Raw genomic sequence first — 22,962 nt, 5'->3', positions numbered from 1 at the left:
GAACAACCACGACGAGGACATCTTTTATGAAAATTAAAACTACCATCGCTGCCTTAAGCATTTTATCTGCCCTGTCATTCGGCGCTTCAGCAGCAGATTATATCTCTGCTTCACAAGCACAGAATCTGCAATCTGTCGGCACAGTCAGTGTCAGTGGTGTGGCCGGTGCGCCATCCGATATCAGACAGCAACTGAGCGATAAAGCCGATCAGCAAGGTGCAAAAGCCTTCCGTGTTATTGAGGCCTACAACGATGGCAACTATCACGCGACCGCTGAGCTGTACAAATAAAATCGTTGGTACTGACAGGTAACCAGCTGCTATCCACGCGTTCGCTGGTTAAACATTATTACCGGAGAATGAATCATGAAAACCCAATTAACGATTGCCGTGCTGAGCCTGGCTTCACTGCTCTCTTTTGGTGCTAACGCCGCCAGCCTGGTAACGAATCAACAGGCGCAGGATATGAACCTGCAGCCGCTGAATCAAACAATTAGCGTGAGTGGTATCAACGGCGACCAGACCAATATTCGCCAGGTACTGTCGCAGAAAGCCGATGCACAAGGTGCAGGCCACTACCGCGTCATTGAGAACAACCGTGACGATACCTTCCACGTCACCGCTGAACTGTACAAATAAGCTATCCGCGGCCAGGCGGCCGCCCCTGACAAGATCGATGACCCGCTCTATGTTATTCATTCCGCAGGTTGTTGATATAAATGAGGAAAAATCATGAAAATCAAAGCAACCATCGCAACTGTTAGTCTGCTCTCCGTAATGACTTTTGGCGCTTCCGCAGCGCAACTCGTGACAGCAGACCAAACGCAGAACTTGCAACCTGTGGGAACCGTAAGCATCAGTGGCGTTGCAGGTGCCCCTGTCGACTACCGTTCACAGCTGTCTCAGAAGGCAGATGAACAAGGTGCCAGCGCTTATAAAATTATCGAAGCGAACACCGGTGACAGCTATCACATCACCGCGCAGCTGTATAAATAGTTCCTCGTCTTAAGTATGACGAACCCTTTAGCCCCGCTCGCCGGGGCTTTTTTTATGTCCGTCAAACAGAGAAAGTCCGGCATTTGTCACGATCCATGCCGGGGACCCGAAGCCGTTCTGGCAGCATAAAAGGGGGTTATCGCGGTGTTCAGGGATGTCAGTAGGCAGATATCGCGAAGCGGTGGCGGAAAGCCGTTCATGACCGCCGATACGATCAGCACGCCAGCGGCTAACAGAGAGAAACGTTAGTGAGAAAGCTGTGTCAGATCCTCGTCGGACAGCCCTGTCATTGTGATAACGGTGCTGCGATCGAGTCCACTTTTCAGCATGGTGTGAGCGATTTTAAGTGCGGCGGCACGTTCACCCTCACTGCGGCCTTTCTCAAGACCACGCTGTTCACCGAGCTGAATACCTTGCTCGAGGCCTTTCTCAATGCCTTTCTGCTCAAGTTGCTGGGCAATGGTCATTAGTGCGTCCCCGTGTTGCGGCACTCGCTGTGCCAAATTACGTAAAAAAGCGTCGGCATCAGACGCTTCACCCGCCTGCACGATATAGTGTACCAACGATATAACCTGTGATGAAGAAAGATATCCGGTGAGTAAAACAGGGGCCAGTTTATCAATCAGCTCAGCCAGATCGCGTTGATGGATATGCTTCTGCAGTAATGTCAGCGCGGCCATGCTGCGATGACCGACAATATCATCATCCGGTATGACGGTAACATCCACCAGCGGAAAGGCGCTACCGTACAGCTTAGCGGCGAGCGCAGGCGTTGTGAATTCGTCCAGCCATCGGGTACTGAAAGGGTAAGGACTACGTTTACCACTGTAGAATAAAACCGGTATCACGAGTGGGATCGTTTTATATCCCGCATCAAGGTGGCGCTGCATGGCCGCTATTGCATAGCGCATCATCCTGAATGCCATATGCCTGTCCGGAGAAGACTGATGTTCAATCAGCACATGGATATATCCCTCATCGCGGCGCGTGGTTTTTAAGCTGTAAAGCACATCACTAAAATACTGACGTAGATCCTCTTCAACAAAAGATCCTGACTCCAGCTTCAGCGTGCTCAGATCGCAAATAGCGAGAAACTCTGCTGGAAGATGCAGTTCCATAAAATCACGCGCGATGGCGGGCTGAGACAGAAACTGCCGGAATGTCGCATCGTGGGGCGTGAGTGGGCTTTTTTTTCTTTTCATTTAACCTGACCAGACCATAACGGGCGCAGGTTATCACGCTCAAAAAATTTGAAGAGAAACCAAACAAGAGGTTGCGAGGGCTGTCGAGAAATGTCGATTTTCTGCCGTAGCTGCACGCTTCCGGCGACCGGTTAACCCACCGAACGCTGAGGATGTCTTAACGTGGTGACATGCTATCGAGCGATAGGTTATACGACGTTAAACTGGAGCCGTCCTTCCAGCTCTTCTTCAGCCTCGTCGAACAACAGAATTAAAGCGCCATAGCGGCGTTTTTGCCCCTGGCCAAGATTCACAAATTCAATTTTTAACGGCATGGGTAGCCCCTGGCTGACAATGACGTCCCAGAGCCCATCGAGATCGCAGATAAACCGCGCTTTCAGGGCGAAGCGATCGCAGAACTGGCGTAAGAAATGGGCCTGATCGACAATCTCATTAAAATCAAAACGCTCGACTCTCATACTGACGACTCCCGTTATCCGGCTCTGGGCGACCTGAGGCCGCCCGGATATTCATCTAGCTTAAACCGCCGAGGTGCAGCGCTTTGACCTCCAGGTACTCATCCATCCCCAGCACCGATCCTTCACGTCCCAGGCCCGATTCTTTCACGCCGCCAAAGGGTGCCAGCTCTGTCGAGACAGCACATTCATTAATGCCAATCATTCCGCTCTCCAGCGCCGAAGATACCCGGAATACACGCTGCAGGTTTTGCGTATAAAAATAGGCCGCCAGGCCATATTCAGTCTGGTTGGCGCGACGGATCACCTCTTCTTCATCATCAAAGCGGAAGCAGGCTGCCACTGGGCCAAACGTTTCTTCCTGGGCCAGCTTCATCCCTTCATGTGCATCGCTGATGACGGTGGGTTGCCAGAAGTTTCCTCCCAACGCATGTCGCTTACCGCCAGCCAGTACCTTGCCGCCCTGAGCCACCGCATCCTTGACATGCTCTTCAACTTTTTCCAGTGCTGAGGTTTCAATCAACGGACCGACAATCACGCCGTCCTCCATCCCGTTTCCGACCTTGAGCTTGTCCACTTCTGCTGCAAGCTGAGTGGTAAAACGTTCGTAGACCGCACTGTGGATGAAAAAACGGTTAACGCTGACGCAAACCTGACCGGCATTACGGAATTTGTTAGCAATGGCGCCCTGCACGGCCGCATCAATATCTGCATCCTCAAACACGATATAGGGTGCGTTGCCGCCCAGCTCCATCGAGACTTTTTTCATCGTCTCTGCAGCGTTACGCATGAGCGTTTTCCCTACCGCCGTTGAACCGGTAAAGGAAATTTTACGGACGGCCTTGCTGGCCATAATGGCATCGCTAATGGCATGTGTGTCGCCAGCCACCCCATTAAGCACGCCATCAGGGATACCGGCTTTTTTTGCCAGCGCCAGTAAGGCAAATGCGGAAAGCGGCGTGTTATTCGCAGGTTTAATAATGCCTGTGCATCCTGCTGCCAGCGCGGGACCTAACTTACGTGTCAGCATCGCCATCGGGAAATTCCATGGCGTGATAGCGGCGACTACGCCGACCGGCTCACGGGTTGCCAGAATACGCGACCCCGCTTTGGCGGGCGGAATGATTTCACCATTGGCGCGTTTAGCCTGCTCGGCAAACCACTGAATAAAGCTCGCGGCGTATTCCACTTCGCCCTCTGCTTCCTTGAGCGGCTTACCTTGCTCCGTTGTCATCAGCTCAGCCAGCCAGCGTTTATTTTCAATGATCAACCTGTACCAGCGGTAAAGCAGTTCTGAACGCGCCTTCGCGGTCTGTGCACGCCATGCTGGAAAGGCCTCTTGTGCCGCCTTAATCGCTGCTTCCGTTTCGGTTTTACCCGCTTTGGCTACCTGAGCCACGCGCTCACCGGTGGCAGGGTTGGTCACGTCAAAGGTGGACGCCGTTTGCAGCCACTGACCGTTTACCAGATAGCCCGTCTGGAACAGTTCGCTGTCTTGCAGTGGAGAATGCATTGGGTTACTCCTGTCAGTTTTGTCTTCTGTCAGGAAAGTATAGATGGCAAAAATGACAGGTCAGGTAACAGGGGGCAGCATCATGGCCGCCAGCACCTGTGGCAGCCATAATTCAGATTTGGACGAGCGTGTTTTGATATTTTGTCAGCATCTCAGCCAGCCGCTTCACCGGCTCGGTCACGCTGTCCGGCGCGTCATAGTGCGCCAGCTTATGCTGATAGACATCCAACTCTTTGAGTAACCGTTCAAAATAATAACGTCGCTTTTCATCACTGCGCACCGAGATAACCCGATCGGCAGTGTGCCGTAACTGGCGGTGATAGGCGGATAAATCGGCGTTAACCGGCACATCTGCAGCGCGCAGGCGTTGATGACCAATAATTAAGGTCAGCGCAATGCGATATTTATCAATATCCCCAGGGAACAGGTTAAGCAGCAAAAAGAGCTGCTGATAGAGCGCCGGAAGATGATTTTCACGGCGGCGAGCCTGGTTTGTCGTCATCGCCGAAACCGCCGCATACATGAAGCGGTTAAGCAGTTTACGTCCCGTGCGCGCTTTGGATTTATCCCGAATTAACAGGATGACCATCAGCGCAACAAAGCTGCCTATCCACTGCCCCAGTGCACTGTCGATGAATACCGTGAAGTTGAACTGCATCGGATTATCCAGCACCAGGACGTTAATTGTGCCGACCATGGCACCGAGTGTTCCGATCTGTCGGCGCTGAATTAACATGCCTGAAATAAACCCTAACAGGCCAATGGCAATGCACAGCAGCGTGGCGCTTTGTTGGGTATTGGGCAAAATATACATAAAATAGAGCGCCCCCAGCGGCACAGCCACCGTCATACCGTAAACAAAGTCTTTGGCCATCATCAGCGGATTGGGCATCCGCATCGCCAGTGCCGTAATCACACCCAGCATGACCATGCAGCCGCTTCCTGAGGTCCAGCCAGTATACAGCCAGAACAACGAACCGAGGGCGGTGGCCACGAAGGTGCGAATACCGTTAATCATCGCATGATGCGTTTCCGCAGAACGCGCCTGGATCACCACCTCGCGCTGAAGAATACGCTCTTCCAGGTCGGTAATACGGCCATTGCTTTTGATACCGTTAATCAGCAGCTGATATTCCGTTGCGGCCTCAACCCAGCTTTCCAGCGTCTCCGGTGCCGTTTTACTGCCGGCGGCGATTAACCGTCGCAGCGTTTTCATACGCTTGTGTACAGCTTCTGCCGTGGCGGCTTCTTTTCCGGTCAGCACGCGATACTGGGTAGGAATGTAGTCAGGCCGTGAGTTTTGGATTAAGAACGTTTCAGCGGCCTGAGTAATCAGCGTCAGTGAGAGAGTATTCAGCATTTGCAGCCGGCGGCTGGTATTCTGCCAGCGCGAAGACTCCATCATTAACTGACTGCGCATGCTACTGAGCGCCGTGGTACGCCGCACCAACGCACCCCAGGCTTTATCGACTTCTTCTTTGTCCTCATGCGCGACACACAACTGTAGCAACCTGTAATGTGCCACCAGCAGCGACTCAACTTCGGCATCAATCACTTTCTTAATCGAACGTGGCGAGAAAATCATATCGGCCAGAATGGCGCACAGAATCCCCAATATGATTTCGCTACAGCGTTCCACGGCATATTGTGGGACCAGCGTCAGTCCACTATTGGCATTTGCCGTGACGACAATGATTAATGCGGTGTAGCCTGCCAGCCCGAGCGCATAGGAATTCTCTACCTTAATCAGTGAAGACAGCCATACGCACAAACCCGCCCAGATACAACATAGCAGCAGCATAACGACCGGCGCGCGTACGGTCGCAATCATGATGACCAGCGCGGCGATACAACCGATAAACGTCCCGATGATACGAAGAATACCGCGATAGCGTAATGCACCCGAATAGGGATCGCCGCCTGCCGCAAACGCCGTTCCGCCCGCCACAATCCCCGCAGTCATGACCGCCCAGCGGGGGGTTTCAAGGTTAAGATGAAAGCCGATCATCAGCGCGGCAACCAGCGCAAAGGTCAGCTTTATCGGGAAACGCAGGAACTCAATCATATCGCCCTCTTAACCAAACTCACGCAGACGGTTAAGGAAGGACATGATGGGCGAGGTCTCAGTATGCTGACGATCGTGTGCTCCGGTGATGACCACGGTGGCCGTCGTCCCGGCGGGATAAAGATTGCCCGGCTCCTGATCGAGACGGATGCGTACCGGCACGCGCTGCGCCAGGCGCACCCACTCCAGATTCGACTGCACCGTTGCCATTCCTTTACTGTCAACGCTGCTACTGCTGTTGGTCACGCCTGCCGCGATGCTGTCAACCGTACCGCGCAACGTCACGTTGCTGCCCAGCGGGGTAATTTCAGCCCGGAAGCCGGGTTGTACGCCGTGCAGTTTGGTCTCTTCCAGATAGGCCAGCACGTAAAATGAGCGCTGCTGTACCAGCGCGACGGCAACTGAGCCACGCGTAATAAATTCGCCCTGGTAGACATTCAGGTTAGTTACCCATCCATCTGCCGGGGCCTTGATGGTGGTGCGCTCCAGGTCGATCTTCGCCAGATCGCGGGTAGCGATAGATTTTGCCAGTTGGTGTTCGCTGGTTTGCAAATCGTTGTTAGATTGTTCAATTGCTTCACGTGACATCGCAGACGTGCCGAGTCGGTTTCGACGTCCGGCCTCTCGGCGTTTTTCATTAACCAGCGCCTGGTAATATTCCACGTCGGCCTGTGCCTCATCTAAGGCTTTTTGATAGCGTGGGCGATCGACCACAAACAGCGTGTCGCCTTTTTTTACCAGTTGGTTGTCGCGAACGGGGACCTCGGTAATCAACCCGGTGACATCAGGTGAAATCGCGACGACATCGGCCGCAAATCGTGCATCGCGCGTCCAGGGCGATTCGGTGTAGAACACCCAGGCACGGAATATGATAATGACAGCGATGATGACCAGCAAAAGGGTGATGGCGTAACGCGCGATTTTTCTTATAAGCGTGTTCACGTAAACCTCAAACAAATAAACGGGATACCAGATAAAATACACAGCAGTAAAGGGCTGTATTGAAGAGTGCCGGGTGCCAGACAAGATCGTAGATACCGCTGGGCGTCAGCACGCGTTTCACCAACCAGAACAGCATGAGTGAAACAATGAGTTCGATGAAAATGGGCGGAAAAGAGAGCCCAAACATGACAAATACCGGAAGTACACTCATTAAAAATCCTTAGTTCGATACGGCCGGGATAATTCACCGCCTGAAGGACGCAAACGCCAGTGCGCCATAAGCCACATCTGAACTACGGCTGGCTTAATAATAGCGTATCATCGGGTGTTTTCAGGTAATGAAGCGTCGCCAGGTCATACCCCGGTAGGCTTATAGTAACGCGCTTAACTATACGTTTTCTACTGAATGTGATCTAAATCACTTTTTAGCCAGAGTAAACAATGGAACGACTTAAAGGTATGTCGATATTCGCGAAGGTGGTAGAACTGGGTTCTTTCACCGCGGCCGCACGGCAGCTTCATCTTAGCGTGTCATCGATCAGCCAGATCGTCGCCAAACTCGAGGATGCGCTCCAGGTTAAGTTACTTAACCGCAGTACACGCAGCATAGGACTTACTGAGGCCGGTAAAATCTATTATCAGGGCTGCCGCCGCATGCTGGCAGAGGCTAACCAGGTTCATGAACAGCTGTATGCCTTTAACAACACGCCGATCGGTATATTACGTATTGGCAGCTCTTCCACCATGGCGCAGAACGTGCTGGCCGGTATGACCAGCGATATGCTGCGTGATTATCCCGGTCTGAGTGTTAACCTGGTGACCGGCATTCCCGCGCCAGATTTGATTGCGGACGGGCTGGACGTGGTGATCAGGGTGGGAGCATTAAAGGATTCCAGCCTGTTCTCGCGCCGACTTGGGGCGATGCCGATGGTGGTCTGTGCCGCTAAACACTATCTGACGCAGCACGGGACGCCGGAAAAACCTGGCGATATCGCGAAATTTGCCTGGCTGGAATACAGCGTCAGACCTGATAACAATTTTGAGCTGATTGCCCCCGAAGGCATCGTCACCCGTCTGTCGCCACAGGGACGTTTCGTTACCAATGATTCTCAGACGCTGATCCGCTGGCTTAAGGCCGGCAATGGCATCGCCTATGTACCGATGATGTGGGTGGCGGATGAAATCAAGAAAGGCGAGATTGATATTTTGTTCCCGCAGTACCAATCCGATCCACGGCCGGTTTATGCGCTCTATACCGAAAAAGACAAACTGCCGCTGAAAGTACAGGTCTGTATCGACTATTTGACCCACTATTTTGAGCAGGTTGCCGAGCAGTACAAACAGCACCGTAAAAGCTAAAAACCCGCCAGCTGGCGGGTTTTCTGTCTCTGTCAGGCGGTGCCACCGATAGTGAGCTTATCCAGCTTCAGGGTAGGCTGGCCCACGCCAACCGGCAGGCTCTGTCCCTCTTTACCACACACGCCAACGCCTTTATCCAGCGCCAGATCGTTACCGACCATAGAGATTTGCTGCATCGCTTCGATACCAGAGCCGATCAAGGTCGCTCCTTTCACTGGTTTAGTCACTTTGCCTTTCTCAATCAGATAGGCTTCTGACGTTGAGAACACAAACTTACCAGAGGTGATATCGACCTGACCGCCGCCAAAGTTAGGCGCATACAAACCGTACTCTACGCTTTCGATAATATCCTGTGGCGTGGATTTACCGGCCAGCATATAGGTGTTCGTCATGCGCGGCATCGGCAGGTGCGCATAGGATTCGCGACGACCGTTACCGGTAGGATTTACCCCCATCAGTCGTGCATTCAGCTTATCCTGCATATAGCCTTTCAATACGCCATTTTCGATCAGCACATTGTACTGTCCAGGAACGCCTTCATCGTCGATAGCCAGCGACCCACGTAATCCCTCAATGGTCCCGTCATCAACCACGGTACACAGATCAGAGGCAACCAGTTGGCCCATCTTGCCGCTAAACACTGACGTGCCACGGCGATTAAAGTCACCTTCCAGACCGTGACCTACGGCTTCGTGCAACAGCACGCCCGGCCAGCCTGCGCCCAGCACAACCGGCAAGGCGCCTGCCGGCGCAGCCACAGCAGACAGATTGACCAGCGCCATGCGTACGGCCTCACGTGCCCAGGCATCGGCCCGCACGTCGCCATTCTCATCGGCCAGGAAAAATGCATAGCCGGTACGCGCGCCGCCGCCGCTTGAACCGCGCTCACGCTTGCCCTGGTCTTCAACCTGGACACTGATGGACAGACGAACCAGCGGACGCACATCGGCAGCTAAAGTACCGTCGGTTGCGGCTACCAGCACCTGCTCATATACGCCGGTCAGGCTGGCATTCACTTCCTGAACGCGGGGATCGGCAGCACGTGCAACCTGGTCAACACGATGTAGCAACGCAATTTTGTCCTCACGGCTCAGGCTGCCGAGCGGATCGACTGGCGCATACAGAGAACGGTTAACCACGGCAGACAGCGTCTGAGCCTTGCCGTTGCCCTGTTCACGCACGATGCTTCGTGCCGCTTCGGAGGATAAGCGTAAGGCATTCAGCGTGATTTGGTCGGCATACGCAAAACCCGTTTTCTCACCGCTGACGGCACGCACGCCCACGCCCTGATCGATATGATAGGACCCGTCTTTAATGATTTTATCTTCCAGAACCCAGGATTCATGGAAGCTGGACTGGAAGTAAAGATCGGCATAGTCCAGACGACGTTCTGAAAGCTGCCCTAACAGGGAAAAAAGGTCCTGCTGATTAATGTTGTTAGCAGTTAGCAACTGCTCACTTACCAGATTCAGAGTCATCGTTTCTCACTTAATATGTGCTCGGATAATCATAGCCTGCGGCAATTATGTTACGCCGTCAAATATCACTTGTTATAGGTTTCGCGTGGCTTACGCATTACTTCATCTATTTCAGGCTTATCCAGCGGTCCGCTGATGTGATAACGCAGGACTGAAATTTTACTCCAGAGCGGTCCCAGCACCTTGCTGGCGGCAAATACCGCCGCCCCCACCACCGGATTAATGGCAAAAGCAGCCGCCACGCCCACTGACGCAGAAATTTCTGGCGTGACTATCGCTTCCATATCAATGCGGCGTTTCACCAGGTCCATATTGCCCTGCATGGCGATATCCGCTTCCAGGCCGTCAACCAACAGGTTGTCAGTTCTCACGACGCCATTTTCAATCCAGGCGGTGCCGTTGATGGAGTCGAAATAGAACCCCTTGTTAAAGGTATCGCTGAAATCAAAACGCAGTTTGCGTAACAGGGCATCGAAGCTCAACAGGCGCAGAATCTGTCCGGCGGCGCCGGTATCCACATCGCTTATTTGTCCTTTACCAAAGTGCGTTTTCAGCGTGCCGCTCAGCGTTTCTGCCGCGGGCTGCCACGGTGCCGAGCGCCAGTGCAGGTCATAATCAATCTTGAAGGGCGCATCTCGCAGCGGCGTATTCACGCCAAACCAGTTGGTCGCGTTATTGATGTTGCTGCCCTGCAGCGTGCCTTTTAAAGAGGTGCGCTGGTCGCCTGGACGGTTAACCCATTCGCCCTGAATGTTCAGCCGCGAGCTGCCAGTATCCACTAAACCGTTAGTAAGTGCTAACGTACTTCCTTTAGGCTGAAGCCGGGCCGTGACCCGTCCATACTTCTGCCCCATCAGCCAGCATTCAGCGCATTGCAGTTGTAAAGCAGGCCACTGGCTAAAGTCGATCTGATCGCTTTTTTGCCCCAGAGGTGAGGCGGACGCACTTTTCTTATCGCCAGTGCCCTCCCAGTCTGGATTGTAATAAAGGTAATCCAGGACGATCTGCCACGGCGCTGAAGGTGAGGTGATTAACTGCCCTCTTAGCTCGTCAGCATTGACGTTAATCCGGTTTTTTCCACCCATGTCCTGGGTTAATGAGGTATCAACGTTATGCCAGCGCTGGCCTGCCAGACTCACAGAAGGGCTACGCAGGATAATATTGCCCGGAAGCGTTGCACCGCCCACCTGATGCTCACCGGTTGAACGGGTCGCACCACCTTCGCCAGCCGTCATCAGTGCCGCCCACGCCTCACCATCCAGCGCAGGTAAGTTGAGTACCATGCCTGAATGATCTGGCAGCGTCGGTATTGTCTTTGTATCGTTGAGCCAGATACCACGGTCAACGCGCAGGGCCGGCTCCAGCAGCCAGCGGCTGTTAAATTTGTGCCGTTCATCTACGCTACCGCTGAGATCGAAGTGCGTTAAATCGCCTTTAGCGTTGATGGCCACAGGCAGGCTTTCGCCCGATTTTTTATCCAGTGGCGAAGGTAAGCGACTACTTACTTCCTTCCCGTCCCCTTTCAGCGCGATGTCGTAATGCGCACCGCCCTTATGCGGTAAGGCGACGTTAACCTCGCCCTGCCAGGGAAGATGCCCAGCCAGTTGGCTGCCCACCTGGGGCGGAATACCGGTGATTTTTGCCAGTTGCCAGTCAGCCAGTAACTTAACGTTAATACCAAAGTCATCAGGATTTTCTTTTGTGCTAAAGCTGACATTAAGGGGCTGACCAAACCAGTCCGCCTGCATCTGATCGCTTTCAAGATTGCCGTTGTTATAACGGAACTGCCCAGTCAAATGGGTCATGGTGGTATTCAGCGGCTTGATATGCAGGCTATTGTTATTCATCACCACATCACCACTGGCGTGAACGTCCTTGCCATTCAGAGGAATATCAAGCTTAAGGTGGCCTTTGGTCAGACCTTTAATCTGTAACTGTTCAAGGGCCGCCCCCAGGGAGGACTTGAGTGGCGTGTGCTGGAAGTAGTCGCCAATTTGCTGACCATCACCGCTGATATCGCCGTTGATAATCAGCTTTTCCTTCATGTAATCAGGAATGGTGGCGCTGACATTACGCGCCTCCACTTCACCCAGTTTAGCCAGGGGTGCATGCATCCACAGGCCATCATTCAGGAAGTTTAGATCGATATCGAGGTTGCTGATATCCGGCCAGCCGGGCTGGAAACCATAGGTTGCGTGGCGTAAAGGCACCCAGACCTGAAACATGCCGTCGTTATGCTGAAAAGGAAAAAGCGCCGGATTGCCGTTGAACAGCAGCGTGGCATTCTCCACCTTGCCGCCTTTAACCGCGCCGCTCAGGTAGCGCGTGAGCGAATGCCCCATCAGCGGTGTGGGGAAATAGCGCCAGGCATCGCCCGCATCGCTGACGTTAATACCGGCCAGGATATCAAGTTGAGGCTGCGTATCGGTGTTCTGCTGATAACGGAAATCGCCATGTGCCCAAAGTGAACGCGCCTGGATATCAAGATTATGACCTGCCAGGGTCAGGCCGTGCGGGTCACGCAACCAGCTCATACTGCCGGTCACCTGCTTGATCTCCAGCGGTGCCTGGAACATATCACCATAGGGCACCGTGGCCTGGCCCATCGCAATCGTGGCCTGCCCATTATTCAGGCTGCCTGTCGCTTCGCCATTTAAATGACTGATGCCGGGAACCAGTTTCCAGAACTGCCAGCTGAAATCGCGCCACTTAACCTGAAAGCGCGTCTGCTCAGGCTGATCGACAGGAATATCCAGCGCCAGCCCGTCAATGGTGCCGCGCGGTCGTAATGCGCGCCAGTTATCAAACAATGCCGGTGATAAGGGCGCAAACAGCGGCACCAACGGTGCGATGTGGTCCAGCGCCAGCTGTGTCGCACGTACGCGAATCTCAGGCTCGCTGTTGCTGCCCAGCATCTGCGTGTCCTGAGGTTGCCAGAGGAGTGAGAAATGACCGGCAGGCCAGGCATTACCGTCTGTGCTGAGCCTGGTTTGCGGCACATTGACCACCCAGCCATTTTTGTAACGCGACAGATGGGCAGTGAGGTTATCAACGTTCAGCGTGTGGGGACCGCTCTCGCCCTGCCAGCTTGCGCCGCCCTTACTTAACAGCAGATCGCCGGCATAGACGTCGCCATCACGCAGATTAACCCAGGCCGCCAGGCTGAACCGGGCACTATCAAGCCGGGTGTTATCCCTCACCCAGCGGCCTAGCCATGGACGCATATCAACATCATCGGCCTGCATCCAGATACGACCATCGTTGAGCAAGCCATTACTGTCTTTCAGATCAAGACGAACCTGCACTACGCCGTGTTGTCCAGTAAAGCTCGACAGGCTGACTTCACCTTCTGCCCGATGTCGGGTGTTTTCGTTCAACCAGGTGAGGTTAGGAATCGCCAGTTCAGCATGCTGACCGGATGGGGTAATAAAACGGATGGTGCTGTCACGCAGAGTAAAGTGATCGAACTGACGCAAAAACAGATCGTTGACCTGAGTGAGCTTAAAGCTGTGCTTGTCGCTGTCACTGGTCAGCAGAGGCTGAGTGCTGTCGAGATGTAATTGCCAGAAGGTCAGGTCGCGGAACTGCCAGCGCCAGTGGAGCAGTGACTGCCAGACATCCAGCGCAACGGTGATACGTGCGATGGAGAGCGAGCCGGTCTCCTTCATATCGACATTTAAGTCGCGGATTTGTAGCGTGGGGCCGAAATTCTCCCACTTTCCACGGAGTTGGCTGGCGTTAACTTTGACACCGCTGGTGTCGGAGACGAACTGAAGAACCTGACTACGATAGGCGTCAAGATGCGGCATCGCCAGACGCAGCGCGCTGACAAGCAGCGCCACAATCACAATGACTGTCGCGAGCAGCAGTAACATAATTCTTGGCAACTGCCTCACTCACACCTCTCCTTGTCTACCGTTAACGACGGATGGTTGCTGCTCATACCCGGCGTCTTATGACATAGCGGTATGGGTTCACATTTTACCCCAAAATGTGCAGTCAGGCATGGTGAGCCTGACCAGCCAGTATTACATCATCACCACGTCAAACTGTTCCTGGGTATAAAGCGCTTCTACGTGCACCTTCACCTGTTTACCCACGAAAAGTTCGACTTCGGCCAGCGCATGGGACTCATCTGTTTTCAAGGCCTCACCGACGGTTGGCGAAACGTACACCAGGAATCGATCCGAGTCATAAGCATGATGCACGCGGACAATTTCGCGCATGATTTCGTAGCACACCGTTTCAACTGTTTTCAGCGTGCCGCGCCCTTTACAGACCGGACAGTCCTCACACAGCACGTGCTCAATACTTTCGCGCGTGCGCTTGCGGGTCATTTCCACCAGCCCTAACGCTGAAAAGCCGCTGATACCGGTCTTAACCCGATCTTTATTCAGTGCCGTTTCCAGCGAATGCAGCACGCGACGGCGGTGGTCCTCATTACTCATATCGATAAAGTCGATGATAATGATGCCCCCCAGATTACGGAGCCTTAGCTGACGTGCAATCGCCTGAGTGGCTTCCACATTGGTATTAAAGATAGTCTCATCAAGGTTTCGGTGCCCGACAAATGCCCCCGTATTGATGTCTATCGTCGTCATCGCTTCAGTTTGATCGATGATTAAGTATCCGCCAGATTTGAGTTCAACTTTTCGTTCCAGCGAGCGCTGAATCTCATTTTCAACATCAAACAGATCGAAGATAGGCTGCTTACCGTTGTAAAGCTCAAGCTTGCTGGACATCTCGGGAATGTATTCACTGGTGAACTCGTTGAGCAAATCGCAGGTCAGCCGCGAATCGACACGAATGCGGTCCAGCGCTGCGCCAGCAAAATCACGCAGAATACGTTGTGCCAGCGCCAGTTCACCATAAAGCAGACAACGCGTTTGATTACGTTTTTTTCGTTCGCTGACTTTGGTCCACAGGCGCTTCAGAAAGGCCGCATCCTGTGCCAGTTCTTCTTCACCAATGCCTTCGGCTGCGGTGCGGATAATAAAGCCGCCCAAATCGTCACAGTAATCGGCTACCACGGCTTTCAGCCGCTCTCGCTCTTTTTCACTGGCGATACGTTGAGAAACGCCAACATGCGCTGCCCCGGGCATGAATACCAGGTAGCGCGAAGGCAATGTGATATCCGTCGTCAGTCGCGCGCCTTTGGTGCCCAGCGGATCTTTCACCACCTGAACCACCAGATCCTGTCCCTGGCGAACCAGTTCTGCGATATCCCGTACGACAAAATTTTTCTTTTCATCGCCCGCAACACATTCGGTGTGCGGCATGATGTCAGAAGCGTGCAGGAACGCGGCCTTATCCAGTCCGATATCCACAAATGCCGCCTGCATGCCAGGCAGCACCCGGCTGACGCGTCCTTTGTAAATATTGCCGACAATGCCGCGTCGGGCTTCACGCTCGATATGGATTTCCTGCAGGATTCCGCCATCAATATAGGCGACTCGCGTTTCAGCAGGCGTAACGTTAACCAGTAGCTCAGCCGTCATGTTAACCCCTTACGGCACGCAGTGACTGAAAATGGTCGATCAGCTCTGCTGTCTCAACCAAGGGCAATCCGACCACCGCGTGATAACTTCCATTGATTTTACGCACAAAGTTTCCGCCCTTCCCCTGAATACCGTAAGCGCCGGCTTTATCCATAGGTTCACCTGTCGCGATGTAATCGGTAATGTCGCTCAGGGTTAAGTTACGAAAAGTCACCTCGGTGACCACCAGGCAGTCCAGTACCTGCTGACGGTCAGCCAGAGCAATCGCCGTCATGACCTGATGGGTTTTTCCTGAGAGTTTACTGAGCATCGCGCTGGCATGGTCGGCATCGCGCGGTTTTTCCAGCACCTCACCGTTGAGCACGACGATGGTATCCGCGCCCAATACAGGCAGGTCATGCGGGGCAATCAGCGTACCGGCTTTTGCTTTGTCATGCGCCAGGCGACGGACATACACCTCGGCCGATTCATGCGGCTGACGTTGTTCTTCAACGTCAGTGATGATGCGCTCAAAGTTCAGACCAAGTTGAGTCAGCAGTTCGCGTCGACGGGGAGACGCGGATGCCAGATAAAGGGTTACCATAAATTTCCTTATTGAACAGCGAACTGACGGCGGATCTTTCTCATTAATAAGAATAGCCACGGCCAGAGAATCCCGTCGACAACACTGCTCCAGAAAATTTCAGGGCGGAATGAGACGTTGATCACCAGAAACTCCGCCCAGAAGACGATCACATCCATTGCTAATGACAGCACCATAACCATTAACGCCTGCTGCCACAACGCTAAGTTACGGAATAACTGGAATTTAAACGCCACCAGATAGGCGATGATGCTAAGCGCCAACGCGCGAACGCCAAGCGTGGAACCCGCGATTAAATCCATAATCGCGCCCAGCAGAAACCCACTTCCCACATTAACACGGTGCGGAAGCGCCAGTACCCAGTAGACCAGGATCAGCAATAACCATGAAGGCCGGAACATATAGATTTGTTCCGGCCATGGCATGATTTGCAGAATAAAGGCCATAAGAAAGGACAGCCAGATAACCCATCGTCCCTGGCTGCGATATCGACTCAATTCTGGCCTCCGCGTGAGCGGGAAGCGGACCCTTGTGGGTTGCTTTCGCTACTGCCAGAAGCAGGCGTGGTGGTCTGGGTAGCAGGTGCAGGCGGGCCCATTTCACCCGCGGGAGGCAGAACCTGCGGCATCATCTGCATCAGGCGTTCATTAGCGACCCGGTGGACTTCGTCAGGTGCCATCGGCATATCACCGTTGTGATCCGCGCCCCACAGTAGCAACAGGTAACGCAGACGTTGCAGACCTGCGGTTGGATGTGCCTGGATGACCGTGTACGCGCGTTGCGTATCGACCTTAACCGATGAAACCACTCCTACCGGATAGCCCTCAGGGAAACGCCCACCTAAGCCCGACGTCACCAGTACGTCACCGACACGAATATCGGTATTGCCTGGCAAGTGTTCCAGTTGCAGATCTTCCGTACACCCGTTGCCTGCCGCGATCACACGAATATCATTACGCAGTACCTGGATAGGCAGCGCATGTGATGCGTCACAAATCAACAGTACACGACTGGTAAACTGGCCGACGGCGATGACCTGGCCCACGACACCTTTATCACTGATAACCGGCTGGCCTTCGTAAACACCGTTAGCACTGCCTTTATCGATAACCACTTGATCGGTGTAGGGATCGGTACCGGTGGAGATAACCTGAGTCACCATCTTATGCTCGTCCTGACGCAGCGGGGAACCCAGCAGCTCGCGCAGGCGCGCGTTCTCCTGCTTGTATTGCCCCAGCATAAGCAGGTCGCTGTTCTTCAGAAAAAGCTCTCGACGTAACGCTTTATTTTCCAGTTCGAGCTGCTGGCGAGAAGCCAGCGTGTCTGACACGCCATCAAGAAGCTGGCGCGGCCCATTGGCCAGGAAGTAAAACGGACTGACCGACGTGTCCAGATAGTTGCGTATTTGAGTAAATGAACTCACGCGACTATCAGCGATGATAATGGCAATCGCCACAATCACCGCCAAAAATAGACGCAATTGCAGAGAAGGCCCTCTGCTAAAAATCGGCTTCATATAATCTGCGTGTTCCTCGACTACAAGGTAAGAAAGTACGGGCGAGCCGCACTTTCCTGGGCTGGTCACATCATACCGATGCGTGCAGCGCCGGTTTACACGCTACTCCCTGCGCACTGTTACAACGATTCCAGCCGGTTGAGGCAATTATTCTTCGCTGAATAAATCGCCGCCATGCATGTCGATCATTTCCAACGCTTTTCCGCCACCGCGCGCAACGCAGGTCAGTGGATCTTCAGCGACGACAACAGGAATACCCGTTTCTTCCATCAGCAGGCGATCCAGGTTACGCAGTAATGCGCCGCCACCGGTCAGGACCATGCCGCGCTCAGAAATATCAGACGCCAGTTCCGGTGGGCACTGTTCCAGCGCAACCATTACCGCACTTACGATACCGGTCAGTGGCTCTTGCAGGGCTTCGAGAATTTCATTGGAGTTGAGTGTAAAGCCGCGTGGCACACCTTCCGCCAGGTTACGACCACGCACTTCAATTTCACGCACTTCATCACCCGGATAAGCCGAGCCGATTTCATGCTTGATACGTTCTGCTGTCGCTTCACCAATCAATGAACCGTAGTTACGGCGCACATAATTAATAATGGCTTCGTCAAAACGGTCACCGCCGATACGAACGGATGAAGAGTACACAACGCCATTCAGGGAAATCACGGCAACTTCAGTGGTACCACCACCGATATCCACGACCATTGAGCCCGTGGCTTCAGAAACCGGTAAACCTGCACCAATCGCGGCCGCCATTGGCTCTTCAATCAGGAAAACTTCTCGTGCGCCCGCGCCTTGAGCCGATTCACGAATCGCGCGGCGTTCAACCTGGGTTGCGCCTACAGGCACACAGACCAGCACGCGCGGACTTGGGCGCATGAAGCTGTTGCTGTGAACCTGTTTGATGAAGTGCTGCAACATTTTTTCAGTCACAAAGAAATCGGCAATAACGCCGTCTTTCATTGGACGAATAGCTGCGATATTGCCTGGCGTACGGCCAAGCATCTGTTTGGCGTCATGACCCACAGCCGCCACGCTTTTCGGTGAACCTGCACGATCCTGGCGGATAGCAACCACGGAAGGCTCGTTCAGCACGATGCCTTGTCCTTTTACATAAATCAGGGTGTTCGCGGTACCCAGGTCAATGGACAAGTCATTTGAAAACATGCCACGAAATTTTTTAAACATACTAAAGGATAATCCTGCAAGCTGGAGGCGGAAAATAAAATCCGCTTACTTTACCAACCACACGAAGCTGCCACAAGGCGCAAAAACGTTCTGCTTCGGTGAAAAAATAGACGGCATTCGTTTTACATCATTTAAGCCTGTTACGCATACGAGCGGAACAGCGATATCACGGCATCAGAGCAGCATGTTAAAGAATTTTCTTAACTTTACTCCGACATAAAATCTAACATTTCAGGCGACGTATTCTGCACGTTTATCGTTCCATATTCATCAAAAGCTGAGGCGAAGAACGTAAAACCGGTCAAACGGTTAAAAACGGTAACGCTGGGAGTACTTTTTTACGTTACTGTTAACCGGCTGTGAAGGTGAAAAAAAGTCACCCTGTCCACCTTCTACCCCTAATCCTACCAGGGTTTGCCACTCTGCATTGGTGCGCACGCCCGCGGCATACAGCTGCGTCCCGGTGGGCTTACAGACGTCCAGCAAGCTTCGCACAAACAGCTGGTTTTCCGTACGCCGCTCAATGTTGCGCACCAGTCCTGCATCCAGCTTGATTAATTCAACCGGTAACTGCCGGATGTAAGCACTGCTGACCACCGTCAGACCGGCCTGATTAACCGCGATACGACAGCCAAATGCCTGCAATGAGTGGAAGATCGGAATCAAATCGCTGATGTGTTGACAGACATCCCCTTCCGCAAGTTCAAATAAAAATCGCTTTCTTTGAGATTTTGGGCACTGCAGCAACATATTGTACAACCAGACAATAAACGGACGTTTCAGCAGCGAGTCGATATTAATGGGGATGACCAGTGTCTCTTCTGGCCACAGTTCAGATAAGGCGGCAACGCGTAATACCATCTGGCGGTCCCAGCTTTCGGCCATGCCGAGCTGCTGCACCAATGGCATATATTCAGCCGACAGCACCTCTTTGTCCCCATCATAAATGCGCGTGAGCAGTACCCGATGTCGCACCTTACCCTCTTTGTCCACCGCAGGCTTCTGATATAAACGTGGTCCGCCGCGACTTAAGGTATTTTCCAGCAAGGTCCGCCAACGAACGCTGCCGCGTCCTGCATCCAGAGGGTTTCCTGCGCCATTAGACCAGTTATTGCCGCCTGACAATGTCGCGCGGCGCGTGGCCATTTCGACATTTTCCATGACCTGCGGCACCGTCTGTCCGCTGTGCCAGGCACTGATGCCGATGTGAATAAAATCGTCGCGGTTAACCTTGCGCATAGGCGGCAACGCGTCAACCGCATTGATGAGGTGATCAGCGATACTGTTTGCCTCTTTCAGGCTACGATGCGGCAGTAATACCGCGAAATCACTGCGAAAATAGCGCGCCAGAAGTGCGCCAGGATAACGCATGACAAACGTGGACAGCATGTTGACGACGTTAAACAGGTACTCTTCGACCAGCACTGGCCCCAGTGAATCATCGTGGGTGTCGAGCTCAGGAAAACGTATCATCATGACCACGCCATGCGTCCCGACATCTTCCTGATCCTCAAGCAGCGTTGCCAGCTGACTATCGAAGAAAAGGCGGTTATTCAGCCCCGTCCGGCCATCCTGAGCCGCAAAGGTTCGAATCAGCGTATCGATGCGGACGCGCTGCTCGCCCGCTTCCTGTAAATCGGACAGTAACAGGTCGATCGCACGGCTGGCTCTGGGCGGCCACTCATCAGCATGCTTTTGCCGACAATGCCGACGTTCTCCACCAAGTATTAATGCTGAGCGGCTTTCCAGTTGCTCCATCCCGCGCCATTGACGTACCAGCCAACGATGAGTAATGGACAGCATAACGGCCACGATCAGTACGACCAACAGCAGCGCGGCAAGCGTATATGTCGCAGGAATAGAGTGCAGCCAGGTTTGTGCGGGATCGAGTATCGTCAGTTGCAATCGCATACCCGGCTGGTGCATCAGCGCAATGTCAAAATGGATATAGCGATTTTTTTGATGCTGCAGCATTTGGTTTTCATGGCGGGAAAGCGTGAAAACAGTCTGCCGACCATTATATAAGGAGAGCTGTTCGGCGTTAATCACGGGCAATACCGGCGTAAGCCAGGCTTCCAGCGCTTCGGGAGGCTGTTTCAGCAGGACTTTATCCACTTCGGTTGCCAAAACCTGTACCCGATTTTCTACACGCTGATGGGTGAGCCAGAAAACACTAAAAGCACAGCCCACCAGCATTAAAACCATTGCCAGTACGCTAATAAATGTAATAAATGCAGAAAGTTTGGTAGTTAATCGCATCCCTGTGCCTGTTTCACTACGGTTGCCGCCGGATCACGCCGCCTCTCTGCACGTTAGCCGGAAGAATTTTGAGCAAAATAACACAAATTGTTTCCGGCAACAGCGAGGTCATACGCGAAGCCGCAGTATAACGTTGAGAAAGGCGCAGAGCGCTTAATTATCCTTTTTTCAGCGCATTCTCATTGGAAGCTTCAGCCAGGAAATTTCACATTTTTGCAGCAAAATTCGCCAGCTTAAGCAATAGTCATCATGCTGATTGTGAAAATCGAGCTGGAGAAGAGACGATGAAGCCGACAAAACGCCTGACCGAAGCAGATGTAACGCCAGAAAGCATCTTTAATATGAATCGTCGTCGGGTGCTTCAGACCCTGGGACTGGGGGCTGCTGCAATCAGCGTCCCGGGCATGGCCAACGCCGATATTCTGAGTTGGTTCAAAGGTAATGACCGCCCGCCCGCGCCGGCGGGTCGGGCGCTGGACTTTACCAAGCCCGCACAATATCAGGCCAACCTGCCGTTAACGCCTGCGGATAAGGTTTCCGGCTATAACAATTTCTACGAATTTGGCCTGGATAAAGCCGATCCGGCAGCGAACGCGGGAACGTTAAAAACCGATCCCTGGAAGCTGACGATAGAAGGCGAAGTGGCAAAGCCCGTGACGTTAGACATGGATGATATTTTTAAACGCTTTGCCATGGAGCAACGTATCTACCGGATGCGTTGCGTTGAAGCCTGGTCGATGGTGGTGCCGTGGATAGGTTTTGAACTCAATAAACTCCTGAAGCTGGCGGAACCCACCAGCAAAGCGCGCTTTGTTGCTTTTCAGACACTTTATGCCCCCGATCAGATGCCGGGTCAAAAGGACCGCTTTATCGGGGGTGGGCTAAATTATCCTTATGTAGAAGGCTTACGGCTGGATGAAGCCATGCATCCCCTGACCATTCTGACGACGGGCGTTTACGGTAAAGCCCTGCCGCCACAGAACGGTGCGCCAATTCGGCTTACCGTACCCTGGAAATATGGCTTTAAGGGCATTAAGTCTATTGTGAAAATTACGCTGACGCACGACCAGCCGCCTACCACATGGAACCAGATTGCGGATAATGAGTACGGCTTCTATGCCAACGTGAACCCGCATGTGAATCATCCTCGCTGGTCGCAGGCCACCGAACGTTTTATTGGTCCGGGTAGTGCTTTTAATGTTGATCGTCAGCCCACATTACTGTTCAACGGTTATGCCGATCAGGTTGCATCACTCTATCGCGGTATGGATTTGCGGGAGAATTATTGAGTGCGCCTGTCAATAAAGCAGATCGGCTGGCTTAAAGTGCTACTGCATCTGGCGGCTTTCTTACCGCTGGTTTACTTGATTATGGCCGCGATGCAGGGAGGACTCAGCGCCGATCCTGCCAAAGATATCCAGCATTTTACCGGCCGTATGGCGCTGAAACTGCTGTTAGCAACCTTGCTTGTCTCGCCGTTAACACGCGTGGCCAGGCAACCGCTGCTCATTCGGACCCGTCGCCTGTTGGGTATCTGGACTTTTTTCTGGGCCAGCCTGCATCTAACCAGTTACTACCTGTTGGAGCTGGGCGTGAATAACCTCGGCCTGCTCGGAAGCGAATTGATTTCACGTCCTTATCTGACACTGGGCATTATTTGCTGGTTTATTCTGCTGGCGCTGGCGATCACCTCTTTTCAACGCATGCAGCGCAAACTGGGCAGGCGCTGGCAAACCTTGCATAACTTTATCTATCTGGTCGCTATTTTGGCGCCGATTCACTATATGTGGTCGGTAAAAATCCTGTCTCCCCAACCGATCATTTATGCGCTTTTAGCCCTGATATTGTTAGCCTGGCGCTATAAAAAGTTCATTAAATGGTGGCCGCGCTAGTCTCTTCTTATTGC

General features: G+C 53.1%; 20 protein-coding genes. 6 read left to right on the top strand and 14 right to left on the bottom strand.

Going from position 1 to position 22,962, the window contains the following annotated elements; all coding sequences use genetic code 11:
- Positions 1-26 precede the first annotated feature (26 nt).
- The 3 genes from yhcN (QNH99_RS02560) (at position 27) to yhcN (QNH99_RS02550) (ending at position 995) form a co-directional block, all read left to right on the top strand.
- Positions 27-290, top strand: coding sequence for a peroxide/acid stress response protein YhcN (yhcN, locus tag QNH99_RS02560; protein ID WP_063877422.1), 264 nt, complete (start codon positions 27-29; stop codon positions 288-290).
- A 75-nt stretch (positions 291-365) separates the two neighbouring features.
- Positions 366-638, top strand: coding sequence for a YdgH/BhsA/McbA-like domain containing protein (locus tag QNH99_RS02555; RefSeq protein ID WP_283355841.1), 273 nt, complete (start codon positions 366-368; stop codon positions 636-638).
- A gap of 93 nt (positions 639-731) precedes the next feature.
- Entirely contained in the window at positions 732-995 is a 264-nt protein-coding gene (yhcN, locus tag QNH99_RS02550) for a peroxide/acid stress response protein YhcN (protein ID WP_063877424.1), read from the top strand.
- 245 nt (positions 996-1,240) lie between these two features.
- Here the strand turns inward: yhcN (QNH99_RS02550) and QNH99_RS02545 are convergent, their stop codons facing one another.
- From QNH99_RS02545 to aaeX, 6 genes are all read right to left on the bottom strand, one after another.
- A complete protein-coding gene (locus QNH99_RS02545; RefSeq protein WP_096011257.1) occupies positions 1,241-2,197 on the bottom strand; it encodes an Rpn family recombination-promoting nuclease/putative transposase in 957 nt (318 codons plus the stop codon).
- A 188-nt stretch (positions 2,198-2,385) separates the two neighbouring features.
- Complete coding sequence (locus QNH99_RS02540; RefSeq protein ID WP_063877426.1) at positions 2,386-2,655, bottom strand: barstar family protein; 270 nt, start codon at positions 2,653-2,655, stop codon at positions 2,386-2,388.
- A 55-nt stretch (positions 2,656-2,710) separates the two neighbouring features.
- Complete coding sequence (locus tag QNH99_RS02535) at positions 2,711-4,165, bottom strand: NAD-dependent succinate-semialdehyde dehydrogenase (protein WP_410517254.1); 1,455 nt, start codon at positions 4,163-4,165, stop codon at positions 2,711-2,713.
- A gap of 112 nt (positions 4,166-4,277) precedes the next feature.
- Positions 4,278-6,230: a p-hydroxybenzoic acid efflux pump subunit AaeB gene (gene aaeB / locus QNH99_RS02530; protein WP_063877428.1), complete on the bottom strand. Its 1,953-nt coding sequence runs from the start codon at positions 6,228-6,230 to the stop codon at positions 4,278-4,280.
- Between the two features lie 9 nt (positions 6,231-6,239).
- Positions 6,240-7,172, bottom strand: a complete 933-nt coding sequence (gene aaeA, locus QNH99_RS02525; RefSeq protein WP_063881045.1) for a p-hydroxybenzoic acid efflux pump subunit AaeA — start codon at positions 7,170-7,172, stop codon at positions 6,240-6,242.
- A gap of 7 nt (positions 7,173-7,179) precedes the next feature.
- Positions 7,180-7,383 (bottom strand): p-hydroxybenzoic acid efflux pump operon protein AaeX, encoded by a 204-nt coding sequence (aaeX, locus tag QNH99_RS02520; protein ID WP_006120970.1) that lies wholly within the window; start codon positions 7,381-7,383, stop codon positions 7,180-7,182.
- A gap of 230 nt (positions 7,384-7,613) precedes the next feature.
- On the opposite strand from aaeX, the gene aaeR reads away from it, so the two are divergent.
- The gene (gene aaeR / locus QNH99_RS02515) at positions 7,614-8,531 is read left to right on the top strand and encodes an HTH-type transcriptional activator AaeR (protein ID WP_063877429.1); all 918 of its coding nucleotides are present in this window, start codon (positions 7,614-7,616) and stop codon (positions 8,529-8,531) included.
- A gap of 32 nt (positions 8,532-8,563) precedes the next feature.
- On the opposite strand, the gene tldD is transcribed toward aaeR, so the two are convergent.
- The 8 genes from tldD to csrD all read right to left on the bottom strand — a co-directional run bounded on the left by tldD (position 8,564) and on the right by csrD (position 21,056).
- Positions 8,564-10,009: a metalloprotease TldD gene (gene tldD / locus QNH99_RS02510; protein ID WP_096011260.1), complete on the bottom strand. Its 1,446-nt coding sequence runs from the start codon at positions 10,007-10,009 to the stop codon at positions 8,564-8,566.
- Positions 10,010-10,074: 65 nt separating this feature from the next.
- The gene (gene yhdP, locus QNH99_RS02505; RefSeq protein WP_410517253.1) at positions 10,075-13,905 is read right to left on the bottom strand and encodes an AsmA2 domain-containing protein YhdP; all 3,831 of its coding nucleotides are present in this window, start codon (positions 13,903-13,905) and stop codon (positions 10,075-10,077) included.
- Positions 13,906-14,037: 132 nt separating this feature from the next.
- Positions 14,038-15,507 carry a ribonuclease G gene (gene rng, locus QNH99_RS02500; protein WP_063877432.1) on the bottom strand — a complete coding sequence of 490 codons (1,470 nt, stop codon included), beginning with the start codon at positions 15,505-15,507 and terminating at the stop codon, positions 14,038-14,040.
- 1 nt (position 15,508) lies between these two features.
- Entirely contained in the window at positions 15,509-16,090 is a 582-nt protein-coding gene (locus QNH99_RS02495) for a Maf family protein (protein ID WP_218996228.1), read from the bottom strand.
- A gap of 8 nt (positions 16,091-16,098) precedes the next feature.
- Positions 16,099-16,587, bottom strand: coding sequence for a rod shape-determining protein MreD (mreD, locus tag QNH99_RS02490; RefSeq protein ID WP_006120976.1), 489 nt, complete (start codon positions 16,585-16,587; stop codon positions 16,099-16,101).
- Positions 16,584-17,606, bottom strand: coding sequence for a rod shape-determining protein MreC (mreC, locus tag QNH99_RS02485; protein ID WP_063877434.1), 1,023 nt, complete (start codon positions 17,604-17,606; stop codon positions 16,584-16,586). The genes mreD and mreC overlap by 4 nt, the downstream gene beginning before the upstream one ends.
- A 147-nt stretch (positions 17,607-17,753) precedes the next feature.
- A complete protein-coding gene (gene mreB, locus QNH99_RS02480) occupies positions 17,754-18,797 on the bottom strand; it encodes a rod shape-determining protein MreB (protein WP_003855260.1) in 1,044 nt (347 codons plus the stop codon).
- A 309-nt stretch (positions 18,798-19,106) separates the two neighbouring features.
- Positions 19,107-21,056 carry an RNase E specificity factor CsrD gene (gene csrD, locus QNH99_RS02475; protein ID WP_109716812.1) on the bottom strand — a complete coding sequence of 650 codons (1,950 nt, stop codon included), beginning with the start codon at positions 21,054-21,056 and terminating at the stop codon, positions 19,107-19,109.
- A gap of 284 nt (positions 21,057-21,340) precedes the next feature.
- Between csrD and msrP the strand changes: the two genes are divergently transcribed.
- Both msrP and msrQ read left to right on the top strand, forming a co-directional pair.
- Positions 21,341-22,345, top strand: a complete 1,005-nt coding sequence (msrP, locus tag QNH99_RS02470; protein WP_096011265.1) for a protein-methionine-sulfoxide reductase catalytic subunit MsrP — start codon at positions 21,341-21,343, stop codon at positions 22,343-22,345.
- Positions 22,346-22,948, top strand: a complete 603-nt coding sequence (gene msrQ, locus QNH99_RS02465) for a protein-methionine-sulfoxide reductase heme-binding subunit MsrQ (RefSeq protein WP_063877437.1) — start codon at positions 22,346-22,348, stop codon at positions 22,946-22,948.
- The last annotated feature ends 14 nt before the right edge of the window (positions 22,949-22,962 follow it).

Origin of the sequence: Pantoea allii (assembly GCF_046529425.1) — a bacterium.
Lineage (GTDB): Bacteria > Pseudomonadota > Gammaproteobacteria > Enterobacterales > Enterobacteriaceae > Pantoea > Pantoea allii.
This window is presented reverse-complemented; position numbering and strand designations above follow the sequence as displayed.

What these genes read in the sequence shown, in the direction of transcription:
- yhcN (WP_063877422.1), top strand. Translation starts at nt 27, where the DNA reads ATGAAAATTAAAACTACCATCGCTGCCTTAAGCATTTTATCTGCCCTG.
- QNH99_RS02555 (WP_283355841.1), top strand. Translation starts at nt 366, where the DNA reads ATGAAAACCCAATTAACGATTGCCGTGCTGAGCCTGGCTTCACTGCTC.
- yhcN (WP_063877424.1), top strand. Translation starts at nt 732, where the DNA reads ATGAAAATCAAAGCAACCATCGCAACTGTTAGTCTGCTCTCCGTAATG.
- QNH99_RS02545 (WP_096011257.1), bottom strand. Translation starts at nt 2,197, where the DNA reads ATGAAAAGAAAAAAAAGCCCACTCACGCCCCACGATGCGACATTCCGG.
- QNH99_RS02540 (WP_063877426.1), bottom strand. Translation starts at nt 2,655, where the DNA reads ATGAGAGTCGAGCGTTTTGATTTTAATGAGATTGTCGATCAGGCCCAT.
- QNH99_RS02535 (WP_410517254.1), bottom strand. Translation starts at nt 4,165, where the DNA reads ATGCATTCTCCACTGCAAGACAGCGAACTGTTCCAGACGGGCTATCTG.
- aaeB (WP_063877428.1), bottom strand. Translation starts at nt 6,230, where the DNA reads ATGATTGAGTTCCTGCGTTTCCCGATAAAGCTGACCTTTGCGCTGGTT.
- aaeX (WP_006120970.1), bottom strand. Translation starts at nt 7,383, where the DNA reads ATGAGTGTACTTCCGGTATTTGTCATGTTTGGGCTCTCTTTTCCGCCC.
- aaeR (WP_063877429.1), top strand. Translation starts at nt 7,614, where the DNA reads ATGGAACGACTTAAAGGTATGTCGATATTCGCGAAGGTGGTAGAACTG.
- tldD (WP_096011260.1), bottom strand. Translation starts at nt 10,009, where the DNA reads ATGACTCTGAATCTGGTAAGTGAGCAGTTGCTAACTGCTAACAACATT.
- rng (WP_063877432.1), bottom strand. Translation starts at nt 15,507, where the DNA reads ATGACGGCTGAGCTACTGGTTAACGTTACGCCTGCTGAAACGCGAGTC.
- QNH99_RS02495 (WP_218996228.1), bottom strand. Translation starts at nt 16,090, where the DNA reads ATGGTAACCCTTTATCTGGCATCCGCGTCTCCCCGTCGACGCGAACTG.
- mreC (WP_063877434.1), bottom strand. Translation starts at nt 17,606, where the DNA reads ATGAAGCCGATTTTTAGCAGAGGGCCTTCTCTGCAATTGCGTCTATTT.
- mreB (WP_003855260.1), bottom strand. Translation starts at nt 18,797, where the DNA reads ATGTTTAAAAAATTTCGTGGCATGTTTTCAAATGACTTGTCCATTGAC.
- csrD (WP_109716812.1), bottom strand. Translation starts at nt 21,056, where the DNA reads ATGCGATTAACTACCAAACTTTCTGCATTTATTACATTTATTAGCGTA.
- msrP (WP_096011265.1), top strand. Translation starts at nt 21,341, where the DNA reads ATGAAGCCGACAAAACGCCTGACCGAAGCAGATGTAACGCCAGAAAGC.